Origin of the sequence: Actinoallomurus sp. NPDC052274, assembly GCF_040679475.1 — a bacterium.
GTDB lineage: Bacteria > Actinomycetota > Actinomycetes > Streptosporangiales > Streptosporangiaceae > Actinoallomurus > Actinoallomurus liliacearum.
Genome location: NZ_JBFAUT010000065.1, coordinates 25,165 through 45,305, shown reverse-complemented (window position 1 = coordinate 45,305; position 20,141 = coordinate 25,165). Strand labels below are relative to the sequence as shown.

General features: G+C 72.6%; 22 protein-coding genes. 6 read left to right on the top strand and 16 right to left on the bottom strand.

Features of this window, described 5'->3' with window-relative positions; genetic code table 11:
* Nucleotides 1-79: 79 nt before the first annotated feature.
* The 5 genes from AB0K82_RS37265 to AB0K82_RS37245 form a co-directional block, all read right to left on the bottom strand.
* Nucleotides 80-1,210 carry a hypothetical protein gene (locus AB0K82_RS37265; RefSeq protein WP_364406181.1) on the bottom strand — a complete coding sequence of 377 codons (1,131 nt, stop codon included), beginning with the start codon at nt 1,208-1,210 and terminating at the stop codon, nt 80-82.
* Nucleotides 1,203-1,619, bottom strand: a complete 417-nt coding sequence (locus tag AB0K82_RS37260) for a hypothetical protein (RefSeq protein ID WP_364406178.1) — start codon at nt 1,617-1,619, stop codon at nt 1,203-1,205. The genes AB0K82_RS37265 and AB0K82_RS37260 overlap by 8 nt, the downstream gene beginning before the upstream one ends.
* Nucleotides 1,616-2,146, bottom strand: a complete 531-nt coding sequence (locus tag AB0K82_RS37255; protein WP_364406176.1) for a sigma-70 family RNA polymerase sigma factor — start codon at nt 2,144-2,146, stop codon at nt 1,616-1,618. Before AB0K82_RS37255 ends, AB0K82_RS37260 begins: the two co-directional genes overlap by 4 nt.
* Before the next feature lie 102 nt (nt 2,147-2,248).
* On the bottom strand, nt 2,249-3,007 hold the full coding sequence (locus AB0K82_RS37250) for a hypothetical protein (RefSeq protein WP_364406173.1): 759 nt from the start codon (nt 3,005-3,007) through the stop codon (nt 2,249-2,251).
* A gap of 320 nt (nt 3,008-3,327) precedes the next feature.
* Nucleotides 3,328-4,491, bottom strand: coding sequence for a S8 family serine peptidase (locus AB0K82_RS37245; protein WP_364406170.1), 1,164 nt, complete (start codon nt 4,489-4,491; stop codon nt 3,328-3,330).
* Nucleotides 4,492-4,633: 142 nt separating this feature from the next.
* Here AB0K82_RS37245 and lnt point away from each other — a divergent pair, with 142 nt between their 5' ends.
* The gene (gene lnt / locus AB0K82_RS37240; RefSeq protein ID WP_364406167.1) at nt 4,634-6,142 is read left to right on the top strand and encodes an apolipoprotein N-acyltransferase; all 1,509 of its coding nucleotides are present in this window, start codon (nt 4,634-4,636) and stop codon (nt 6,140-6,142) included.
* Here the strand turns inward: lnt and AB0K82_RS37235 are convergent.
* The gene (locus tag AB0K82_RS37235) at nt 6,102-6,461 is read right to left on the bottom strand and encodes an FxLYD domain-containing protein (RefSeq protein WP_364406165.1); all 360 of its coding nucleotides are present in this window, start codon (nt 6,459-6,461) and stop codon (nt 6,102-6,104) included. The two genes, lnt and AB0K82_RS37235, sit on opposite strands and share 41 nt — an antisense overlap.
* A gap of 225 nt (nt 6,462-6,686) precedes the next feature.
* Between AB0K82_RS37235 and AB0K82_RS37230 the strand changes: the two genes are divergently transcribed.
* Both AB0K82_RS37230 and AB0K82_RS37225 read left to right on the top strand, forming a co-directional pair.
* Nucleotides 6,687-7,181, top strand: coding sequence for a DUF3145 domain-containing protein (locus tag AB0K82_RS37230; RefSeq protein ID WP_364406162.1), 495 nt, complete (start codon nt 6,687-6,689; stop codon nt 7,179-7,181).
* A gap of 85 nt (nt 7,182-7,266) precedes the next feature.
* A complete protein-coding gene (locus AB0K82_RS37225; RefSeq protein WP_364406159.1) occupies nt 7,267-8,223 on the top strand; it encodes a TIGR03619 family F420-dependent LLM class oxidoreductase in 957 nt (318 codons plus the stop codon).
* Here AB0K82_RS37225 and AB0K82_RS37220 read toward each other — a convergent pair.
* Nucleotides 8,220-8,678 (bottom strand): MarR family winged helix-turn-helix transcriptional regulator, encoded by a 459-nt coding sequence (locus AB0K82_RS37220; RefSeq protein ID WP_364406156.1) that lies wholly within the window; start codon nt 8,676-8,678, stop codon nt 8,220-8,222. The two genes, AB0K82_RS37225 and AB0K82_RS37220, sit on opposite strands and share 4 nt — an antisense overlap.
* Nucleotides 8,679-8,775: 97 nt before the next feature.
* On the opposite strand from AB0K82_RS37220, the gene AB0K82_RS37215 reads away from it, so the two are divergent.
* Nucleotides 8,776-9,999, top strand: coding sequence for an amidohydrolase family protein (locus AB0K82_RS37215; RefSeq protein ID WP_364406153.1), 1,224 nt, complete (start codon nt 8,776-8,778; stop codon nt 9,997-9,999).
* Nucleotides 10,000-10,018: 19 nt separating this feature from the next.
* On the opposite strand, the gene AB0K82_RS37210 is transcribed toward AB0K82_RS37215, so the two are convergent.
* Together AB0K82_RS37210 and AB0K82_RS37205 are read right to left on the bottom strand one after the other, a co-directional pair.
* The gene (locus tag AB0K82_RS37210; RefSeq protein WP_364406150.1) at nt 10,019-10,276 is read right to left on the bottom strand and encodes a hypothetical protein; all 258 of its coding nucleotides are present in this window, start codon (nt 10,274-10,276) and stop codon (nt 10,019-10,021) included.
* Between the two features lie 86 nt (nt 10,277-10,362).
* Nucleotides 10,363-11,337 carry a C45 family peptidase gene (locus AB0K82_RS37205; RefSeq protein WP_364406148.1) on the bottom strand — a complete coding sequence of 325 codons (975 nt, stop codon included), beginning with the start codon at nt 11,335-11,337 and terminating at the stop codon, nt 10,363-10,365.
* A 455-nt stretch (nt 11,338-11,792) separates the two neighbouring features.
* Here AB0K82_RS37205 and AB0K82_RS37200 point away from each other — a divergent pair, with 455 nt between their 5' ends.
* Nucleotides 11,793-12,197, top strand: a complete 405-nt coding sequence (locus tag AB0K82_RS37200; protein WP_364406145.1) for a hypothetical protein — start codon at nt 11,793-11,795, stop codon at nt 12,195-12,197.
* Between the two features lie 263 nt (nt 12,198-12,460).
* Here AB0K82_RS37200 and AB0K82_RS37195 read toward each other — a convergent pair whose 3' ends face one another.
* Nucleotides 12,461-12,967, bottom strand: coding sequence for a MarR family transcriptional regulator (locus AB0K82_RS37195; protein ID WP_364406142.1), 507 nt, complete (start codon nt 12,965-12,967; stop codon nt 12,461-12,463).
* Nucleotides 12,968-13,036: 69 nt separating this feature from the next.
* Here AB0K82_RS37195 and AB0K82_RS37190 point away from each other — a divergent pair, with 69 nt between their 5' ends.
* Nucleotides 13,037-14,314 (top strand): MFS transporter, encoded by a 1,278-nt coding sequence (locus AB0K82_RS37190; RefSeq protein WP_364406139.1) that lies wholly within the window; start codon nt 13,037-13,039, stop codon nt 14,312-14,314.
* Between the two features lie 127 nt (nt 14,315-14,441).
* On the opposite strand, the gene AB0K82_RS37185 is transcribed toward AB0K82_RS37190, so the two are convergent.
* The 6 genes from AB0K82_RS37185 to AB0K82_RS37160 all read right to left on the bottom strand — a co-directional run bounded on the left by AB0K82_RS37185 (nt 14,442) and on the right by AB0K82_RS37160 (nt 20,083).
* Nucleotides 14,442-14,852 carry a VOC family protein gene (locus AB0K82_RS37185; protein ID WP_364406190.1) on the bottom strand — a complete coding sequence of 137 codons (411 nt, stop codon included), beginning with the start codon at nt 14,850-14,852 and terminating at the stop codon, nt 14,442-14,444.
* 271 nt (nt 14,853-15,123) lie between these two features.
* Nucleotides 15,124-16,572: a carboxyl transferase domain-containing protein gene (locus tag AB0K82_RS37180; RefSeq protein ID WP_364406136.1), complete on the bottom strand. Its 1,449-nt coding sequence runs from the start codon at nt 16,570-16,572 to the stop codon at nt 15,124-15,126.
* Entirely contained in the window at nt 16,569-17,822 is a 1,254-nt protein-coding gene (gene fabF / locus AB0K82_RS37175) for a beta-ketoacyl-ACP synthase II (protein ID WP_364406133.1), read from the bottom strand. The genes AB0K82_RS37180 and fabF overlap by 4 nt, the downstream gene beginning before the upstream one ends.
* Before the next feature lie 29 nt (nt 17,823-17,851).
* Nucleotides 17,852-18,106, bottom strand: a complete 255-nt coding sequence (locus tag AB0K82_RS37170; RefSeq protein WP_364406130.1) for an acyl carrier protein — start codon at nt 18,104-18,106, stop codon at nt 17,852-17,854.
* Between the two features lie 79 nt (nt 18,107-18,185).
* Nucleotides 18,186-19,151, bottom strand: a complete 966-nt coding sequence (locus tag AB0K82_RS37165; RefSeq protein ID WP_364406127.1) for a beta-ketoacyl-ACP synthase III — start codon at nt 19,149-19,151, stop codon at nt 18,186-18,188.
* Entirely contained in the window at nt 19,148-20,083 is a 936-nt protein-coding gene (locus AB0K82_RS37160; protein WP_364406187.1) for an ACP S-malonyltransferase, read from the bottom strand. The genes AB0K82_RS37165 and AB0K82_RS37160 overlap by 4 nt, the downstream gene beginning before the upstream one ends.
* Nucleotides 20,084-20,141: the final 58 nt, after the last annotated feature.

Genomic DNA, 20,141 nt, shown 5'->3' with positions numbered 1-20,141 from the left:
CCCGGAACGTCCGACCTCCGAAGCGGGCTTCGATCACTTACCGGTGGCCTCGACGTAGGCGTCGACGACCGTGTCGGTGTCACAGGCCCGCGACCCGGGCGCTCACGGTGCCACCGCCGACCCGGTGGAGGAGGCGTTCGGCGTGCTCCTGGTCGCCGTGCGCGAGGGCGACCAGGCCCGCCAGCGTACGGGCGTCGGCCGCGGCGGACGCCCAGCCGTGGCCCGCCAGCCGTTCGGCGGCCCGCTCGGCGGCCGCGAGCAGGGAGGCGGACCGGTCACCGGCCGCCCAGCGGGCGCGCAGGCCGACCTGCCCGGCCAGCAGGGCGAATCCGGTGCGGTCCGCGAACTCCGCCTGGGCCCGCCGGGCGGTCGCCGCGGCGGCCCCAGGATCGCCGTCGGCCAGTTCGGCGTGCGCGAGGAGCAGGAGCGCGTCGGCGGTGTCGCATCGGTAGCCGCCGGCCGTCGACCGTTCGAGGGTGTCCGCCAGCACGACGCGGGCCTCGCCGGGCAGCCGGGCGGCGATGAGCGCCTCCGCCCGGTCGATGCGCAGCTGGCAGAGGCGCTCTTCCGCGCCGACGAGCGCCGGCTCGACCGCGTCGTACAGGGCGAGCGCGCGGGGCAGGTCGCCGCGCCGCATGGCGACGAACGCGAGGTTGTGCCGGACCATCGCCGCCTGGTGCCGCAGGCCCGTCCGTTCGGCCACCGCGAGGGCGGCGCGAAGGTCGGCCTCCCCGCCCCCGAGCCGCCCGGCGTACGCCTTGGCCAGCCCGGTGTTGATGCGCAGGCCCACGAGGACCTCCGGGTCGGCGCAGGTCCGTGCGATGCGGGCGACCTCCCGGATCCGCCCGCTCCGGGCGAGGAGGTACGCGCGGTTGGCGCGCAGCCGGTCGGCGTCGGCGCCGGTCAGCACCGGCGCGGCGGCGTCGGCGGCGGCGAGCGCGCCCTCGATGTCCCCGCCGGTGGCCAGGAGGCCGACCAGGTTCATCCGCACCTGGGCGGCGGCGTAGTCGAGGCGCGCGGACTCGGCGACGTCCAGTGCCTCGCGCAGGTGCGCGATGCCCTCCCCGAGCCGGCCGAGCTCCTTGTCGGCCAGGCCGAGGGCGCGCAGTGCCAGCACGCGCTGTCCGGGGTCGCCGGTGTTCCGCAGCGCCGACGCGGTGGCGTACGCGCCGCGCGGATCGGCGGCCGCGCGCGCCAGGAGGTCAGACATGGATCCAGCTCGTCACGATCGATGTGCCGTCGGCCGGCCGGAACAGGAGGCTGACCAGGCCGGCCGGGACGTCGGACAGCACGAACCCGCCCGACTCGTCGGTGCGGGTGCCGCGCTCACCGCGAGGCGATCGGAGGACCACCTCCGCGGCCGCGCCGGGGGCCAGCTGCCCGACGATCTCCCGCCCGTGAACCTCGATCTCCACCCGGACGCCCGGCCCGGCGAACGTCAGCGTCCGCGGCTCGCCGCCGCGCACCCCGGCCGGCGTGTCCGCCGCGTCGTAGGCGAGCGTCGCCAGCGTCGCGTCCGGGGCCAGCCAGCCGAACGCGGCCAGCCCCAGGGCGAACAGACGGCCCGGCACCGGCGGGAACGCCGCGCGCAGGCGCTCGATCAGCTCGTCGTCGGTCACGTCACCCCCAGTCGGCGCCGCAGGTGGAGGAGGCAGCGGGTGCGGGTCGGGCCGACGCTGCCCAGCGGAACGCCCAGTGCCGTCGAGATCTCCGCGTAGCTGAGGCGCGGAGAGGCGATGGACAGCTCGAGCAGCGCCCGGCAACGGGGCGGCACGGCGTCGAGCGCGGCCGCGACCGAGCCGGCGAGCTCCCGCCCGAACACCACGTGGTGCGGCCCGGTCACCACCGGGGTGTGGCCGGTGAGAGGGCGTTCGCGCCCGCGTCGCCGCAGCACGGCCTGACTCTCCCGGCGGGCGGTGACGGCCAGCCAGGCGCCCGCCCGCGCCGGGTCGCGCAGCCGGGGCAGCCGCTCGACGAGCCGCAGCCACGTCGTCTGCACCACGTCGTCGATGTCCGCGCCGCTCAGTCCGTACGATCGCGCGATCGCGCACAGCAGCCGTGAGTAACGGGCGACGAGCGCCCGCCAGGCCGCCGGATCGCCCGCCCGGGCCCGTCTCACCAGTTCGCCGGTCTCGTGACACTCCACGCGCCGGGATATTAGCGGAAAGTGGTCGAGCGATTACAATCGGTTGACGAAGGGGTGGCGCTCCGAAGGCGGCGAGACGCCGCCCCTTCGAACGTCCAGCGGTCAGCCGATGGCGTACGAGAAGTTGTTCACGGCGAGGCCGACGCCGCCGACCCACGGCTCGAAGCCCGCCTGGACGCTCGTGATGTACCAGGAGCGCTGCGCGTAGCCGCGTTGCACCATGTCGTCGTAGAAGGTGTGCACCGGGAAGGAGATCGAGGAGGTCGGGGAGGTGCGCACGTACGACACGACGTTCCAGCCGCTGTTGCCGTACCAGACGTCCCAGGTGCCGCCGGCGAGGCTGACGGTGGCGACCTTGGAGCCGACGGGCTGGACCGAGCCGGTGTGGTTCAGCCAGACCATGAGCTCCGCGCCGGTGTTCTGGCCGTTCGTGCGGGCCGTCGGGTCGAACCAGATGTCGTACGAGGCGTCGTACACCCCGGAGCCGGGGTACGACATGCTCACGCTCGTCTGGATCGTGGCGAACCGGCCGTCGTCGGTCCGCAGGGGCAGGCCGCTGCCGGTGGAGCAGTTCCCGTAGTGGCAGCCGGCGTAGATCGACGGGTAGGAGCCGGGCGCGCCGTTCTGCGGCTTGTTGTGGCTGGCGGTGGTGACCGAGAACCCGGTGCCGGTGACGTTGACGCACTGCGTCGTGCTGTCGCCCCAGTTGTTGTTCTGGACGACGTACCGGCCGTTCTGGATCGTGGTCGAGCCGTACTGCGCGCAGATCTGGGTGTCGGCGTGCGCCGGGGTGCCGGCCATCGCCGGGAGGAGGACCGAGCCGGCCAGTGCCAGGGCGGCCGAGAGGGCTCGACATCTCATGGGGAACCTCCGGGGGTTCGCGAGCGGGTACGGGGAGCCGTACGACCGCCGGGCGGCCGTACGGGCTGAGAGCGCTCTCAAACGTCGAGATGCTAACCCGATGCCACGGAAGCCGCACGGCCCGCGGCCCCTGCCCCGCGCGAGCGATCAGGCGGCAACGGGCCGACGAGGCACGATCGCTCCGCGTGTCCGCCGGACGGGTGAAAAGTCCTTTCACGGCGGACCGGACCGGGGCGGCGAGGCGACCGCCGGCGAGGCGCACGCGATGCCGATGGCCGCCCGTGACTCGCCGCCGAGGAGGGCACAGCCTTCGAGCCCGGTCAGGTGACGAGCACGCCGAGGTCGGGGTGAGCGGGATGGGCCGCGGGGTCGAGGAGGCGGTCGGCGGCGGCCGGGGCGGGCAGCTCCTCGGCGGCGGCGAGCCCGGCGATGGCGCCCGCGACGGCGGGCGTCGCGAAGGACGTGCCGCTCCAGTACGCGTACCCGGTGAAGTCGTCGGGGTCGGTCCCTCCGACGCGCGGCCGGGGGCCGTCGAAGCGGACGAAGCAGCTGTGGACGTCGACGCCGGGCGCGCAGGCGTCCACCCACCAGCCGTAGCCGGAGAACGCCGCGCGCTCGTCGCCGTCCAGGGCGGCCACCGCGATGACGTTCTTGAGGGCGGCCGGCCAGAACGGCCGGTCGCTCGCGTGGTTGCCCGCGCACGCCACGACGACCGTGCGGCGGCCCAGGGCGGCGATGGCGCGGGACACCAGGGGAGAGGGGCGGTCGTCGTACGTGTGGCAGCCGAGGGACAGGTTGACGACGTCCGCGCGTCCCCAGCCGGCCAGCCAGGCCAGGGCGTGCAGGACGCCGAACTCGTCGCCCACGCCGTCACCGCCGAGCACGCGCTTGGCGCGGATCCGCGCCGACGGCGCGCGGCGCAGCAGCACGCCGGCGATGAACGTGCCGTGTCCGGCCTGCGCGTCGAGCGTGTGGTCCAGGTCGGCGTCCAGGACCTCGGTGACCTCCGCGCGCTGCTCGGCGTACCAGGGGGTGGCGGAGTACCAGGGGTGCGGTGACAGGCCCGTGTCGAGGACGGCGACCGTGACCGTACGGCGGGCCGTCCCGTCGGCGGCGGGCGCGTCGAACGCCGGCGCGGGGCGGGGCGCTCCGGCGGGGCCGCTCCACCACATCGGCTGGCCGTGGACGAGGTGGTTCGGCGCGACGGCCAGCCGCCGATGCGGCGCGTCCCCGGCCAGCCGGGCGGACAGGTCGCAGACGTCCACCTTCGCGCCGGCGCGGAGCAGCAGCCGGGCCACTCCCGGCCCGTCGTGCCGCGCGTCGTGCCAGCGGCGCACGGCGTCCTCGACGGCCGGCACGTCGGGGGCCGCGACGAGGATCTGGTCGCGGCGGACGAGCGCCGGGCGGCCGGGAAGCGCCTCGACCACGGTCGCGTCGCGGTGGCGGGCGAGGAGGCGTTCGAGCCGTGCGTCCTGTTCCGTCATCTGCCACCTTCTCGGCGTGTCCGTGTGATTACTCATCGTCGCCGGACGGTTCCGTGTTTCCCGGACAGGGCGGTGTTTCCGGGCGGGCCCGGCCGGGCGGCGGGTCCTTGCCGCCGGGTCACCCCAGGGTCACTCTGGAGCGATGAGAACGGCGGCGGAGCGCACCGGCTCGAGTGATCCCGCGCCGGACGGACGTTCGCCCGCGCCGAAGGGGGCCCGCGCCCGGCCGCGGCTCGCCGCGCTGGCCGCCGGGGCGCTTCCGGTCCTCGCGTTCCCCCGCGCGGGGCTCGACTGGTTCGCATGGGTCGCGCTCGTGCCAGGCCTGCTGGTCATGCGGTCCGCGGCGACTGGCCGGGAGGCCGCGGTACGCGGCTGGTGGTTCGGCGCCGGGTTCCTCGCCGCCGCGCTGTACTGGCTGATCCCCAACATCGGTCCGGCGCTGGCGCTGGTGGCCGCGGGCGCCGGCGTCCTGTGGGCCGGCTGGGGCTTCGCCGCGTGGGCGCTGCTGCGGCCGGGCCGGCTCCTCGCGGCGTTGGTCGTGGTGCCGAGCGTCTGGGTGGCGGGGGAGTGGGCGCGTTCGTGGCACGCCCTGGGCGGGCCGTGGGCGCTGTACGGCGCGACGCAGTGGCGGCATCCGGCGGTGCTGAGCCTGGCCTCGCTCGGCGGCGTCTGGCTGGTGGCCTTCGCTCTCGTGGCGGTCAACACCGCGGTGGCGATGGTCCTCGTCACCCGATCGGCGTCCGCGGCGGTCCTGGCCGCGCTGATCGCGCTGTCCGGACCGGCCCTGTACACCCCCTCGTCCGAGGCCGCGGGCCGGCCGATGCGCGTCGCGCTCGTGCAGCCCGGCGTCGTGGACGGCCCGGACCGCCGGTTCGCCGACGGTGAGCGGATCACGTCCGCGCTGCCGGCCGCCGACCTGGTCGTCTGGGGGGAGAGCAGCGTGGGCTTCGACCTGGACCGGCGGCCCGACCTGGTCGCGCGGCTGACGGCGCTCGCCCGGGCGCACGGCCCGCTGCTGGTCAACGAGGACGCGCGGGACGCGTCCGGGCGCATCGCCAAGAGCGCGGTGTTCATCGGTCCGGACGGCGTCCAGGGCCGGTACGTCAAGAACCGGCTCGTGCCGTTCGGGGAGTACATCCCGCTGCGCAGGGAGCTCGGATGGGTCGCCCGCATCAGCGAGGCGGCGAAGGAGGACCGGCTGCCCGGCACGGGCCTGGTGCTGATGCGGGCGGGCGGCGGCCCGGACGCCGTGACCTTCGCGCCCCTCGTCTGCTTCGAGTCGGCGTTCCCGGACCTGAGCCGGGCGGTCGTCCGCCGGGGCGCGCGGCTCATCGTGTACGAGTCGGCGACGTCGACCTTCCAGGACAGCTGGGCTCCGGCGCAGCACGCGTCGCTCGGCGCGCTGCGCGCGGCCGAGACCGGGCGTCCCGTCGTCCAGGCCGCGCTCACCGGGGTGTCGGCCGCGTTCGACGCGAAGGGGCGCCGGCTCGCCTGGTCGGACACGTCCCGCCGGGGGTCGGTGCTGGTCGAGGTGGTGCCCGCCGGGGGCCGTACGCCGTATGACCGGTTCGGTGACTATGCGGCCTGGGCGGCGGTGGGAGTGGTGCTCGTCAGCGGAGCGTTCGCTCTACGGAGGCGACGCGGCAGGTGATCTTCCCGTTGTAGGTCTGCACGCCGCTGGCGGAGAACTTCACGTTCGCGTCCGGCGCGACCTCCGGCTCGGCGTGCAGCGCGGTGTCGACCGGGTTGCCGCCGCCGTCGATGATGTCGATCTGGACGACGTATCCCGCTGTACGGCCGGCCGTGTTGGTTATCACACCGTGGACGACCCCGGCGTGCAGTTTCCGGTTGAGCACACAAGAGGTGAGCCGGACGTCCTTTTCCGGCGGTCCGGCGGCGGAACCGCGATGCTGACCACCACACCCGGCGAGGAGCCCCGCGGTCGCGGCCAGGATCAGGGCTCTTCGCATACGGCAATCTCCTCGAATGTCATCACCGAACCACGTAGTGGCTCCTGTTGATCACGCACGACCGCCGAGCCTACCAACGAGTAGGAAACGCCCGGGGCGCACCCGCGGCCGGGATCCCGGGCTGGTGCGACTGGTGATGATGAGGCACAATAACCAGGCGGTCATCTACCTGGAGCGCCGAGGACGTAGGGGAAGACGAACCTCGCGACGTTCCCAGGAGGTCCGGTGTCCGCACGTGGCGTTTTCTACGTCCACTCAGCGCCACCTGCGCTGTGCCCGCATGTGGAGTGGGCCGCCGCAGGTGTACTCGGCGTGCCCGTGTCACTGCCGTGGAGCGATCAGCCCGCGGCGCCCGGCACGATGCGCGCCGAGCTGTGCTGGGAGGGCCAGCCGGGCACGGCTGCCGGCATCGTTTCCGCGCTGCGCCAGTGGCGGCTGCTGCGCTTCGAGGCGACCGAGGACGCCAGTCCGGGCTGCGACGGTGTCCGCTACAGCTTCACGCCGTCCCTCGGCGTGTTCACGGCGGTCATCGGCGCCAACGGGGACATCCACGTGCCGGAGGACCGCCTCCGCGCCGCCATGGCCAACGCGCTCGCCGGCAAGGCCGCGTTCGAGCACGAGGTCGACCGCCTCCTCGGCAAGCCCTGGGACGACGAGCTCGAGCCCTTCCGCCGGGCCGGCGACGGCGCGCCCGTCCGCTGGCTGCACGCGGCGGGCTGAGGTCCTCACCAGGAGTCCTCGCCGGTCGGGAACACGGCGAGGACTCCTCGCCCGATCCTCGATCCGCCGCGGGAGGAACACCGGCATGTCGCAGGAGCCACGACCACGGCCCGAGTTGTCGGCGGCGCTGGTGTCGTTCGCGGCCGCCGATCCGGGCGGCTGGGACCACCTCTTCCGCGCCGCGCGCCTGCTCGACCAGGCGGGGTTCGATCGTCTGGTCGTCTCCGACCACGTCGTCCTCGGTGAGCGTCTGGACGAGTACGGCAGGCCGGAGATCGGCGGGCAGCGGGGCGGCCGGCAGCCCACGGGTCCCGACGGCCACTGGCTGGAACCGCTGACCACGCTCTCGGTGCTGGCCGGGATGACCTCGCGGATCCGGCTCGGCACCAACATCCTGATCGCCGCGCTCCGCCGTCCGGCCGTCCTGGCGAAGAGCACCGCCACCCTCGACGTGCTGTCCGGCGGTCGGCTCGACCTCGGCGTCGGGGTCGGCTGGCAGCGCGAGGAGTACGAGGCGGCCGGCCTGGCCTTCGAGGACCGTGGTCGGCTGCTCGACCACACCCTGGAGGTCTGCCAGACCCTGTGGCGGCAGACCCGGGCGTCGTACACATCACCGGAGCTGCGCTTCGAGAACCTCCACATGATGCCCAAGCCGCTCCGGGCGGAGGGGGTGCCCGTCTGGATCAGCGGCACGATCAACCCTCGCGTCGTCCGGCGGCTGGCCCGCTTCGGCACCGGCTGGATCCCCTGGGGCCCGGACGCCGCCGACCTGCCCCGCGCCATCCCGAGGATGCGCGCCGCGCTGCGCGAGGCCGGCCGTGACCCGTCCGGTCTTCAGGTCGTCGGGCGGCCGCCCGTCCACCACCACACCGACGGCACCCTCGACGTGCCTCGCACGATGGCCGAGGTCCCCCCGCTGCTGGCCGCCGGGGTCACCGACGTGCGGCTCGCCGTCGGAGCGCCCGAAGACGACTCGGCGGCGCTCGACCACCTGTCCGCCATCACCGCGCACTTCCGCGCCACGGTGCGGAACCACGCCTAACCGGGCTCGTGCTGCTCCTGCCGGCGCAGCCGAGCGCTGTCCTCGACGTATCTGAGCAGCAGCCGGGCGAACTGGAGCCGCTCTTCCACGGGCCAGTCCCGGGTGATCTCTTCGAACGCCAGGCGTTGGGCCTTCGCGAAACCGTCCCGCGCGGCGGCGCCTTCCGGGGTGACCTCGAGGACGGTCCGCCGGCCGTCCCGCTGCGAGGCCGCACGGAGCAGGTGCCCGGCCGCTATGCAGTCGGAGACCATGCGGCTCGCCACCGACTGGTCCACGCCGAGTTCCTCCGCGACGCCGCCGACGGTCATCTCGCCGTCCCCGGCGGTGACGATGTTCAGGATGAGACTGCGGGACGCGTCCCTGCGTGAGGTGGGCACGCGCCGCCGCAACCGGGAGAAGGCCGGTCCGATGCCGTCGAGGATGGCGTCGTCCTCCGGTTTCGCGCCGCTCGTCATGCGGACATCTTAGAGCGCATGTATGCGGTTGGGAATATGTATGCTGTAAGTCATGCTTCTGCATGAGAGCATGTTCTTGGGAACGAAACGAGGGACAGTGACCACTACAGCCATCACCGGCGCGCGTGTCTTCGACGGGGAGCGGGTGCTGCCGCAGACCACCGTCCTGATCGGCGAGGGCCGGATCGTCGCCGTCGGCGGCGACGTGCCCGCGGGCGCGCACGTCGTGGATGCGAGGGGCGGAACCCTGCTGCCCGGCTTGTTCGACGCCCATGTCCACACCTCCGAGCAGGCGCTGGCGTGCGCACTGAGGTTCGGGGTCACGACCGAGCTGGAGATGCAGGGACGGTGGACGAAGCACAACCGGGCGCACATCAGTGAGGACGACTCCCTGGCGGACGTCCGCTCCGCGGGGTTCGGCCTCACCCCGCCCGGCGGACACCCCAGCGAGCTCTTCCCCGAGGGCTTCCGCCCGGGAGGGGGCGATCGCTCCGCCTTCGAGAACGTCGTGATGCCGTTCTCCACCACTCCGGAGGAGGCGGTGAGCCACATCCCGAAGCTCGTGGCGGCGGGCTCGGACTACATCAAGTTCATGGTCGACGACGGCACGGTCGAGGGCCACCCTGGCCTGCCGATGCTCGACCAGGCGACGTTGAACGCCGGTGTCGCCGAAGCCCGCCGGCACGGAATGCTGACCGTCGCGCACACGCTCACGGTCGACGCGACACGGATGGCGATCGAGGCCGGCATCGACGGCCTCGCCCACCTGTTCATGGACCGGCCGCACGACGAGGAGATCATCGAGCTCATCGCGGGATCGGGAGCGTTCGTCGTGCCCTGCGTCGTCCTCGACGCTTCGATGATGGGCATCACCGGCGCGGCCCTCGCGGACGACCCGCGCGTCAGCACGCGTCTGGACGAGGCGTGGCTCACGACGCTGCGCAGCAGCTTCGACCGATACCCCCAGGGCCGCATCGCGGACGTGCTGGACTCGGTGCGCGCGCTCCACGCCGCCGGCGTCGACCTCCTCGTCGGAACCGACGCCTCTTTCCCGCTGCCCTTCCTCGGCGGCCTCGCCCACGGCGCCAGCGTCCACCAGGAGCTGGGCTACCTGGTCCAGGCGGGCCTGACCCCCATCGAGGCGCTGCGGGCCGCGACGAGCACTCCCGCCCGCCGCTTCGGCCTCGGCGACCGGGGTCGCATCGCGGCCGGTCAGCGCGCCGACCTGCTCCTCGTCGACGGCGATCCCACGGCCGACATCTCAGACACGCTGAACATCCGCGCCGTGTGGCGTCGCGGCGTACGGCTCGCCGGCGGCTGACCGGCGCCGCGCGGGTGGCTCAGTGCACGCGTTCGGCACAGACCGCGGGATACAGCACCGCACCCGCGCGGACGCGGTCTACCGGCACGCCGATGAGGCGTAGGCATGCCTCGTCCGAGTCGGCATCCGGAGGGACCTCAAGCGTCACCGCCGCGATCTGAATGGCGGCGGCGCACTCTGGGCTGTACCAGCCGGCACGGCCGGGGATGGCCGCCCAGTCCACGGCATTGACGGAATTGAGCACATCGGCATTGTCCAGCCTCTGCCGAAGCAGCATCTGTCCGCCATCACCACGCGCTTCCGCGCCACGTCGGCTGAGCGTGAACTCGCAGCGGGCGGGCCTCCGATACCCGGGAGAGGAACTCAGCGATCCATCGGGCAAGGGGCGTCCACGACTCGGGACCCTCCGAGGGTCACGGTGCGCCGGCCGGGCGTGAAGTCGTCGAATGACTGCTCCCAGCTCGCGCCCGGCCAGTGATAGGTCACCCGGCCCTCGGCCGGACGGTAGTGCGCCGTGTAGACCGTCCCCTGCCCCGTCTCGTAGGCGGTCTGGTACAGCGGCGGCCGGAGCATCGCCCCGACGTCCGGGCCGGCGGCGCGAACGGCGGCGAGCCGCTCATGGGTTCGGGTGAACGCCTCCTGGTCCTGCGGTGTCGGCAGGTGCTGGTGGTTCGCGGCGCAGGCGTCCGTCGCCTCGATCAGCGGGGTGTCGGGCCCTACGTACACGGTCGCCGCGCGGTCGTGGTCGGCGAGGGTGACGTTCTGCGGGATGGCGATGGGGAGTTCGCGCAGCCGGCCGATCGCCTGGCCGACGGTCTCGCAGGTCTCCAGCAGATAGCGGAGCACGATGAGGATGGTGAAGCCCGGCCCGTGGACGAAGCGTCCGCCGAACGTCAGCGAGACCGCGAGCCCGGCGTCGTTCATTCCGTCCAGCAGGCCCCACCCCGCCTCCCGCATTCCGATCACCGGCCGCAGGAATCGGGACGAGACGATCGTGCCTTCGCACTCATCGGGCGGGAAATCATAATTGCGCAGCAGAACGCCCTTGCCGCCGATCTGAGTGCAGCCGGAGAAGAACGGCCGGATGGCGGCGTGGGTGAGATACGTCTCGCCGCCGGGCCGGCCGAGTTGCCCGGCGAGCAGGTCGAGGATCGGCACGAGCTCCGGCATGTGCGTCTCGAACAACGCCCGCGCCCTGGCAGCGCCCTCTTCCGTCCGGCCCTCGTCGGTCAACCAGGCCTCTTCGGCCGGCCACAGCACCTGGGCGTGTTCGGCCCACCGTCCGTCGCCGCCGTCACCGATCTCAAGAGCGTGGAAGGTCTTCTGCCGTCTGCTCATGGGACTGTCACTCCCTGCTGCGATGAGCCAGAGACGGCAAGCTAGCGAATTTTCGGGCCGATTTTCCAGCGCTTGACGAGAGGGGGTCAGGCTCTTGCCATCACATCTGGCGGTCCCTACTGTTTGAGCAGTTGCTTGATCCGGCCACTCAATGTCGGGGAGCGGCATGGCCCGAGCAGGTCCGCCGCCCAGTTCACCTCCGGGCTCGGCCCGGAAGTCGCCGCCCGCATTCGCCTCTGGCGCGCGTTCGCCACCGGCAGCGTCCGGGCCGCGCTCGCGGGCTCCCGGCCGCGCGACCGCTACGCCCGAGGAACTCGCCCACGCGGTCGTGGCTCTGTACCCGGGCGGGAAATGCTCGCCGACCTCGAAGGGGAGCGCGAGCCCGCACCGGCGCCGTTCGACCGTGCCGGGAAAGTCGCTTCCGTGCTCGGCATCTTCCGACGAAAGAAGAGGGCATGACCGGAAACAAGCGTGACTGGCTGATGTTCACCGGCTGGCTCCTGATCGGGGCCTGCTACCTCCTCGGCCTGCTGAGCATCCTGTCGATAGGGATCTTCATCCTGCCCATCACCATGGTGGGCACCGTCGCGCTGGCCACGCGCCGGGACACCCAGCGGGGCCTGCCCGGCTTGGTCTCCAGCGCGAGCCTGCCGCTGTTCCTGCTCACGTACCTCAACCGGCACGGCCCCGGCACCCACTGCGCCATCTCTGCCAACGGCGGGAGCGACTGCACCGAGGGGCTGCTGGACCCGTGGCCCCTGCTGGCCGGCGGCCTGCTCTTCCTGGTCGCCGGGGTCGCGCTGTTCCAGCTCCTACGGAGACGGCCGGTGATCGGGCCCGCGCCGGGACGGTCGCGGTAGTCGTCGTGCCGCCCGAGCAGCTCGCGTACCGAATGCTCGGTGATCGGGACCGTGATACCGGGCGAAGCGGTGCGTATGGCTCGCCTGCCTCCGCATTACCCGAGCGTTCGGTTCGCCCGACCTTCCAGCGGCGGCAAGGTGGCCATTGCGGCGGCGAAGCGGACGTCTTGGTGGTCCGGTGAGCAGCGGCTCGATCTTCGGGGGTGCGGAGGCCGCGCCGTACGGATGACGAACGCCCCGCGGATGCGTTCCGAGCGCTGGTGTCAGTGGGGGGAGGTGAAGGCGTCCCGGGTGGTTTCGACCTTGGCGAGCATGCGTTTGAGCAGTTCGTTCAGCGTCTCCCGCGAGGCCGGGTCCAGCGTGGCGATCATGTCGCTTTCGACCACCGCGCGCAGTTCCATCGCGGCCAGCCACTTCGCGTGGCCGGCTTCGGTGAGCTCCACCTCGACCCGGCGCCGGTCGCCGGTGCCGCGTAGCCGCCTGATCAGCCCGGCCTGTTCCAGCGTGTCCAGCCGCCCGGTGGTCCCGGCGGGGGACAACAGCAGCTCCTTGGCCAGCTCCGAGGGCGTCATCGACCCTTCGTGAGAGACCAGCCGGTGCAGAGTCTCGAACTCGAACTCCTGTAGCCCGACGTTGGACAGCGCCCGGTCCTTGGCCTGGCGGATGTGCTTCACCAGGAACTGCATGCGGGTGACGATCGCCTCGGTGCGCTCGTCGTAGGGCGCCTTGCCGCGCCAGCGGGCCAGGTGCTGATCGACGGAATCCTCCATACGGACAGTATGGTACGCCAGCAAAAATTTCGTTGACGAAACATACGCCAACGAACTAACTTTCGGCGCATGCGACGATTGATCTTCGGCCGGACCAACGCGGCCCTGGCCACCGCGCTCATCCCGACGACACTGACGCTCGCGGTGGTGCGGGCCACCGGATCTTCCGGCGCGCTCGGCGTCGTGCTGGCCTGTGAGCTGATCCCGATGCTGCTCCTGTTGCCGGTCGCCGGGGTGGTCGCCGATCGGTTCCCGGCCCAGCGGGTGGTGTTCACCGCCGACCTGCTGCGGGGCGCCGCCCAGGCCGCGATCGGCGTGGAACTGCTGCGCGGCCCGGTCCGAATCCCGGAGCTGGCCGCCCTCGCGGCCGTCACCGGCGCCGGGGTGGCGTTCGGCACGCCGGCGGTGCGGCGGCTGGTCGCGGGCATCGTCGATGGCGCGGACCGCCTCCGGGCGAACGCCCGGCTCGGCGTCGCCGAGGGGCTGGCCCAGATGGCCGCCCCGGCCGCGGCCGGCGGGCTGGTGCTGGCCGCCGGGCCCGGGTGGTCATCGCTGCTCACCGCCGGGCTCTTCGCCGTCTCCGCGACGACGCTCGGGGGACTCGTCCCGCGCCACGCCGCGCCGGTCGTCGAGAGGGAGCGGTTCACGGCGGAGCTTCGCGAGGGCTGGCGGGAGACCCGGCGGCACCCGTGGTTCCTGACCATCGTGACCGGGCACGGTGTCTGGCACCTGGCGGCGGGCTTCCTGCTGACGCTGGCCCCGGTCATCGCGGTCCGGCACCTGGGCGGGGACGCCGCCTGGGTGGTCATCGCCCAGGCCGGTACCGCGGGCATGCTGATCGGGGTGTTCGGCGCGGGGCGGCTACGGATCCGCCGCCCGCTGGTGGCGGTCGCGTTCGGTGGCGCGGCGTACGGGCTGCCGCTGGCCGCGCTGGGGGTGGCCGCGCTCGCCCCGTCCGCCGCGCTGCTGGCGGTCGTCGTCCTGGCCTATTTCACGGCCATGTTGGGACTCGGCGTGCTCAGCCCGCTATGGGAGACGACCTTGCAGCGCCGGATCCCGCAGGACGTCCTGGGCCGGGTCGGCTCGTTCGATTCACTGATCTCCTTCGCCAGCCGGCCGTTCGGGATGGCGGTGGCGGCCCCGGTCGCGGCGGTGACCGGGACGGCCGCGCCGCTGCTGGGACTCGCGGTCCTGGTCGCCGGGGCGAACCTGGCCGTGCTGCTCCTCGCCGACGTCCGGGGGTACCGGGGCGATCCGCTCGGCGAGCCCCACCCGCGAGAGCGAGAGGCGGCGACGGCCGGTGCCGACGAGCGCGACGTGCGACACCTCGTCCGGGACGCTGATTGACGTCGGGCGCGCCGGCGACGTTCGCCGCTCCTGGTGGGCATACCGAATGCTCGGTGATCGAGGTCGCGTGACCGAACGAACCGGCACGAATGACTCGCCCGCGACCCGCCTCATCCGAGCGTTCGGCTCACTCGGCGCTCCCGCCGTAGGCCGGTCCGAGCAGGTCCCAGCGGTTCCCGGCGATGTCGACGAATACGGCGACCCGTCCATAAGCCTCTGTACGTGGTGAGGTGACGAACTCGACCCCGGCAGCCACCATCCGCCGGTAGACGGCGTCGAAGTCATCCACCCGGAGGAAGAATCCCACTCGGCCGGCGACCTGGTTCCCAACGGCCACCGCCTGCCGCTCCCCGTCCACACGGGCGAGCAGGATGCCCGTTTCGGCACCGGGCGGCCGGACAACGACCCACCGTTTCGGACGACCATCGTTCGTCAGCGACGGTGAGTCCTCGATCAGATCGAAGCCGAGCACGTCGACGAAGAACTCGATGGCCGGGTCGTAGTCGTCCACGACCAGCGTTACAAGATCGACTCGCACGCTCCCTGAGCATACGACCTGCCCGGATACCGAATGCTCGGATACCGAATGCTCGGCCATCGAGGTCGCATGACCGGGTGAACCGGTGCGAACGGCCCGCCTGCGGTCGCCTTGACCGAGGGGGCGGCCCGCTCGCCGTTCCCGCAGCCCACCGTCACCGATTCCGCCGCTCCGCGTGATCGCCCTCCACCCATGCGGGGCCGCGCGCGGCGCACGGATGACGAACGCCCCGCCCAGGTCATCCTGGACGGGGCGCTCGGGTCTTCGCGGGCTACAGGGGGATGTTGCCGTGGGCGCCCCGGGCCGGGGTCGCCTCGGCGATGGCCTGCGCGATCGCGCGCCGGGTCTTGGCCGGCTCGATGATCTCGTCGATCACACCGAGGTCATGGGCCCGCTCGACGCCACCGGCGATCTTCACGTGCTCGGCGGCGAGCTGCTCCTCCAGCGCGTGCCGCTCCTCCTCCGGGACGGCCGCCAGCTTGCGGCGGTGCAGGATGCGCACGGCGGCGACGGCGCCCATCACCGCGATCTCGGCGGTCGGCCAGGCGAAGACGCGCGTCGCGCCCAGCGCACGGGAGTTCATCGCGATGTACGCGCCGCCGTACGACTTGCGGGTCACGAGCGTGACGCGCGGCACGACCGCCTCGGCGAACGCGTGCAGCAGCTTCGCGCCACGGCGTACGACGCCGTCGTGCTCCTGGCCGACACCCGGCAGGTAGCCGGGCACGTCCACGATGACCACCAGCGGCACCCCGAACGCGTCGCACATCCGCACGAACCGCGACGCCTTCTCCGCCGACGTGGAGTCCAGGCAGCCGCCCAGCCGCATCGGGTTGTTGGCGATGACGCCGACGGTACGGCCGCCGAAACGGCCGAGCGTCGTGACGATGTTCGGCGCCCACTTCGGGTGCAGCTCGATGGCCTCCGCCGGGTCGTCGAGCAGCTTGTTGATGATGGGGTGCACGTCGTACGCGCGGCGCGGGTTGTCGGGCAGCACGCCGCCGAGGTCGATCTCCTCGACCTCCTCCGGCCGCATGCGGCCCTGGTGGCCGAGGAGGGACGCGACCCGCCGGGCCTTGACGAGGGCCTCGGTGTCGTCCTTGGCCACGACGTGCACGACGCCGCTGCGCTTGCTGTGCGGCTCGGGCCCGCCGAGCGCCGCCATGTCGACGACCTCGCCGGTGACCGACCGTACGACGTCCGGGCCGGTCACGAAGATGCGGCCGCCCTCGGACAGGATGACGATGTCGGTCAGCGCCGGGCCGTACGCGGCCCCGCCGGCGGCGGCGCCGAGCACGACCGAGATCTGCGGGACCACGCCCGACGCCTTGGTCATGGCCGCGAACACGCGCCCGACCCCGTGCAGGGACTCGACACCCTCGGCGAGGCGCGCCCCGCCGGAGTGCCACAGGCCGATGATCGGCAGCCGCTCGCGTACCGCGTGGTCGTAGGCGTGGACGATGGCCTCGCAGCCTTCCGAGCCCATCGCGCCGCCCTGGACGCGCGGGTCGCTGGCGAACGCCACGACCGGCATGCCCTCGACCCGGCCGACGCCCGCGAGGGCGCCGCTGGTGTCCTCATCGGTGAGGAGCCGCAGCGACCCCTCGTCGAAGAGCGCCTCCAGCCGTACGCGCGGATCCCGCGGGTCCGGCGCGGCGGGTTCAGGGGGTGCCGTGGGCTCGGGCGCCCGGGTGGCGGACCTGCTGTCGACAACGGTCACGACTCATGCCTCCTCAGCGCGACGGTCACGTTGTGCCCGCCGAATCCGAACGAGTTGTTCAGGGCGGCGGCGGGACCGCCGGGCAGCTTCCGGGGTTCGTCTCGAACGATGTCCAGGTCGACGTCGTCGTCGAGGTTCTCGATGTTGATCGTCGGCGGTACGAGGCCCTCGCGCAGGGCGAGGATCGCGGCGATCGACTCGACCGCTCCCGTGCCGCCGAGCAGGTGGCCGGTCATCGACTTGGTGCTGGTGATGGCGACCTGGTGGGCCGCCTCGCCGAGCGCCAGCTTGATCGCCTTGATCTCGCCGGTGTCGCCGACCGGGGTGGACGTGCCGTGCGCGTTGATGTGCACGATGTCCGACGGCTCCAGCCCGGCGTCGGCCAGCGCGCGGAGCATCGCCTTCGACATGCCCTCGGGGTCGTTCGACACGATGTCGACCGCGTCGGCGGAGTAGCCGACACCAGCGGCGATGGCGTAGATCCGGGCGCCGCGGGCCCGCGCGTGCTCCTCCGACTCCAGGATGAGGATCCCGGAGCCCTCGCCGAGCACGAACCCGTCCCGGTCCTTGTCGTACGGGCGCGAGGCGTGGTCGGGGTCGTCGTTGCGCGTGGACATCGCGCGCATCGAGCCGAACGCGGCGAGGTTGAGCCGGTGGATCGCGGCCTCGGTGCCGCCGGCGATGACGACGTCGGCCCGCCCGGAACGGATCATGTCGATGCCGTAGCCGATGGCCTCCGCGCTGGACGCGCAGGCGCTGGCGAGCGCGTGCGCGCCGGCCTTCGCCCCGAACTCGATGCTGACGACTCCGGCGCCGCCGTTCGGCATCAGCATGGGGACGGCGAACGGCGAGACCCGCTGCCAGCCCTTCTCGTTCAGGATGTCGTAGTTGTCGAGGGTCGTGATGATCCCGCCGATCCCCGACGACACGACTGCGCCGACCCGGTCGCCGTCGACCTGGAAGCCCGCCTCGTCGCCGAACGCGAAGCCGGCGTCGAGCCAGGCTTCGCGGGCGGCGATGAGGGCGAACTGCTGGCAACGGTCCAGCCGGCGCAGCCGGTGCCGCGGCAGGACCTCGGAGGGTTCCACCGCGATCGGAGCCGCGATTCGCACCGAGAGGCTCTCCGCCCACTCGGCGGTGAGCCGCTTCACGCCGGACCGGCCCGCCAGCAGAGCGGACCAGGTCGATGCCACGTCGCCGCCGAGAGGCGTAGTAGCGCCGAGTCCGGTCACGACGACGGAGGTACTCATATGGTCACGCTCTCCCTTGCTGCTCGACTTCAGGCAGAGACGTCCTTGCTCTGCACGTAGACGACGACGTCCTTGACCGTCTTGAGGTTCTTCAGCTCGTCGTCGGGAATCTCGACGTGGAACTTGTCCTGCGCGGCGACGGCGATCTCGACCATCGACAGGGAGTCGATGTCCAGGTCGTCGACGAAGGACTTGTCCGGGGTCACCTCGGACGGGTCGACACCCGCGATCTCCTCGATGATCTCGCCGAGGCCGTCGAGGATCTGCTGCTCGGAAAGAGCCATGGGGTATTTCTCCATTTCCTGTTGTTGCGATCGTGCTTCGAAGGGAGTTCAGGGGGACGAACGCGCGCGAACGGTCCGGCTACGGAATCCGGACCACCTGCGCGGCGTAGGTCATGCCGGCGCCGAAACCGATCAGCAGGGCCGGCGCGCCGGAGGGCACGTCACCGCGCTCGATCATGCGGGACAACGCCAGGGGGATCGAGGCGGCCGAGGTGTTGCCGGCGTTGACGATGTCGTCGGCGACGACGGCGTTCTCGGCCTTGAGCTTACGCGCGATCGCCTCGATGATGCGCAGGTTCGCCTGGTGCGGGATGAAGGCGGCGAGCTCGGAGGGGTCGACGCCCGCGCGTTCGCACGCCTCTCGCGCGATGGGGTGCAGGGCCGTCGTCGCCCACCGGAAGACGGCCTGCCCCTCCTGGAAGAGGAAGCCGGCACGGTCCTTGATGTAGATCCGGTCGGCCATGTCACCGGCGCTGCCCCAGACCACGGGGCCGACGGCGGCCTCCTCCGCACCGGTCACCACCGCGGCGCCGGCGCCGTCGGCGAAGATGATGGAGGTCGAACGGTCCGTCCAGTCCACCCACTGCGACAGCTTCTCCGAGCCGACCACCAGCACGTTGCGCGCCGAGCCGGCGCGGACCGCGTCGGAGGCGTTGGACAGCGCGTAGCAGAAGCCCGCGCACGCCGCGTTGACGTCGTACGCTCCGGGCGCGGTGATACCGAGCCGGTCGGCCACGCGCGCCGACGCGTTGGGGATCTGCGCCTCCTGTGTGCAGGTCGCGACGATGACCAGGTCGATGTCCTCCGGGGACAGGCCGCTGCTCGCCAGGGCCTTGCCGCCGGCCTGGACGGCCATGTCGACGACCGACTCCTCCGGGCCCGCGATGCGGCGCTGCTTGATGCCGACGCGGCTCTGGATCCACTCGTCGTTGGTGTCCATCGTCTTGGCGAGGTCGTCGTTGGTGACGACGTTCGACGGCTGGTAGTGGCCGAACGCGAGGATGCGCGCCCCGGGGGCGCCGGTGCGAAGCTGGAATGACGTCACGCGTTCTCCAAAGTGTCGTCGCCGGCGCGCGTCTCCTGCTGGATGAGGGCGCGCGCCTTGTCGAGGTCGTCGGGCGTCTTCAGCGCGACCCGCTCCACGTCGGGGAGCGCGCGCCTGGCCAGACCGACGAGAGTGCCCGCCGGGGGCAGTTCGATGATCGCCGTGACGCCGAGGTCCGCCATCGTCGCCATGCAGAGGTCCCAGCGCACCGGCGCGCTGACCTGCTCGACGAGACGGGCGACGAAGTCGGGGCCGTGGTCCACGACAGCACCGTCGCGGTTGGAGAGCAGCCGGGTGACGGGGTCGGCCACCGGCATGCCCGGGGTGATCCGCCGCAGCGTGGCGACCGCGGGGGCCATGTGATGCGTGTGGAAGGCTCCGGCCACCGACAGCGAACGCAGCCGCGCGCCGGCGGGCGGCGCCTCCGCGAACGCGGCCAGCTGCTCCTTCGTGCCGGCCGCGACCACCTGGCCGGCGCCGTTGGCGTTCGCCGGGGTGAGGCCGTGTTTCTCGATCGTCGCGAGGACCTCCTCGGCGTCGCCGCCGAGCACGGCGGTCATGCCGGTCTCGGTGACGGCGGCGGCCTCGGCCATCGCCCGGCCGCGCTCCCGTACGAGCACCATGGCGGACTCGGGGGAGATGACACCGGCGATCGCCGCGGCGGCGAGCTCGCCCACGCTGTGCCCGGCCGTCACGTCCGGCCGCACGCCCAGCGCCTCGTAGGCGGCGAGCGCGGCGGCCACCAGGAGAGGCTGCGCGACGGCGGTGTCGCGGATCTCATCGGCGTCGGCGGTCGTGCCGTAGCGGATCAGGTCGAGTCCGGTGACGGCGGACCACCACGCGAGACGGTCGGCGACACCCGGCACTTCGAGCCAGGCGTTGAGGAATCCCGGGGTCTGGGCGCCCTGCCCGGGCGCGGCGATGACGAGCACGCACTCAACCATGCACTGTAGGACTCCGCCATGTTCATGCGGTGAGGTACGAATCTCC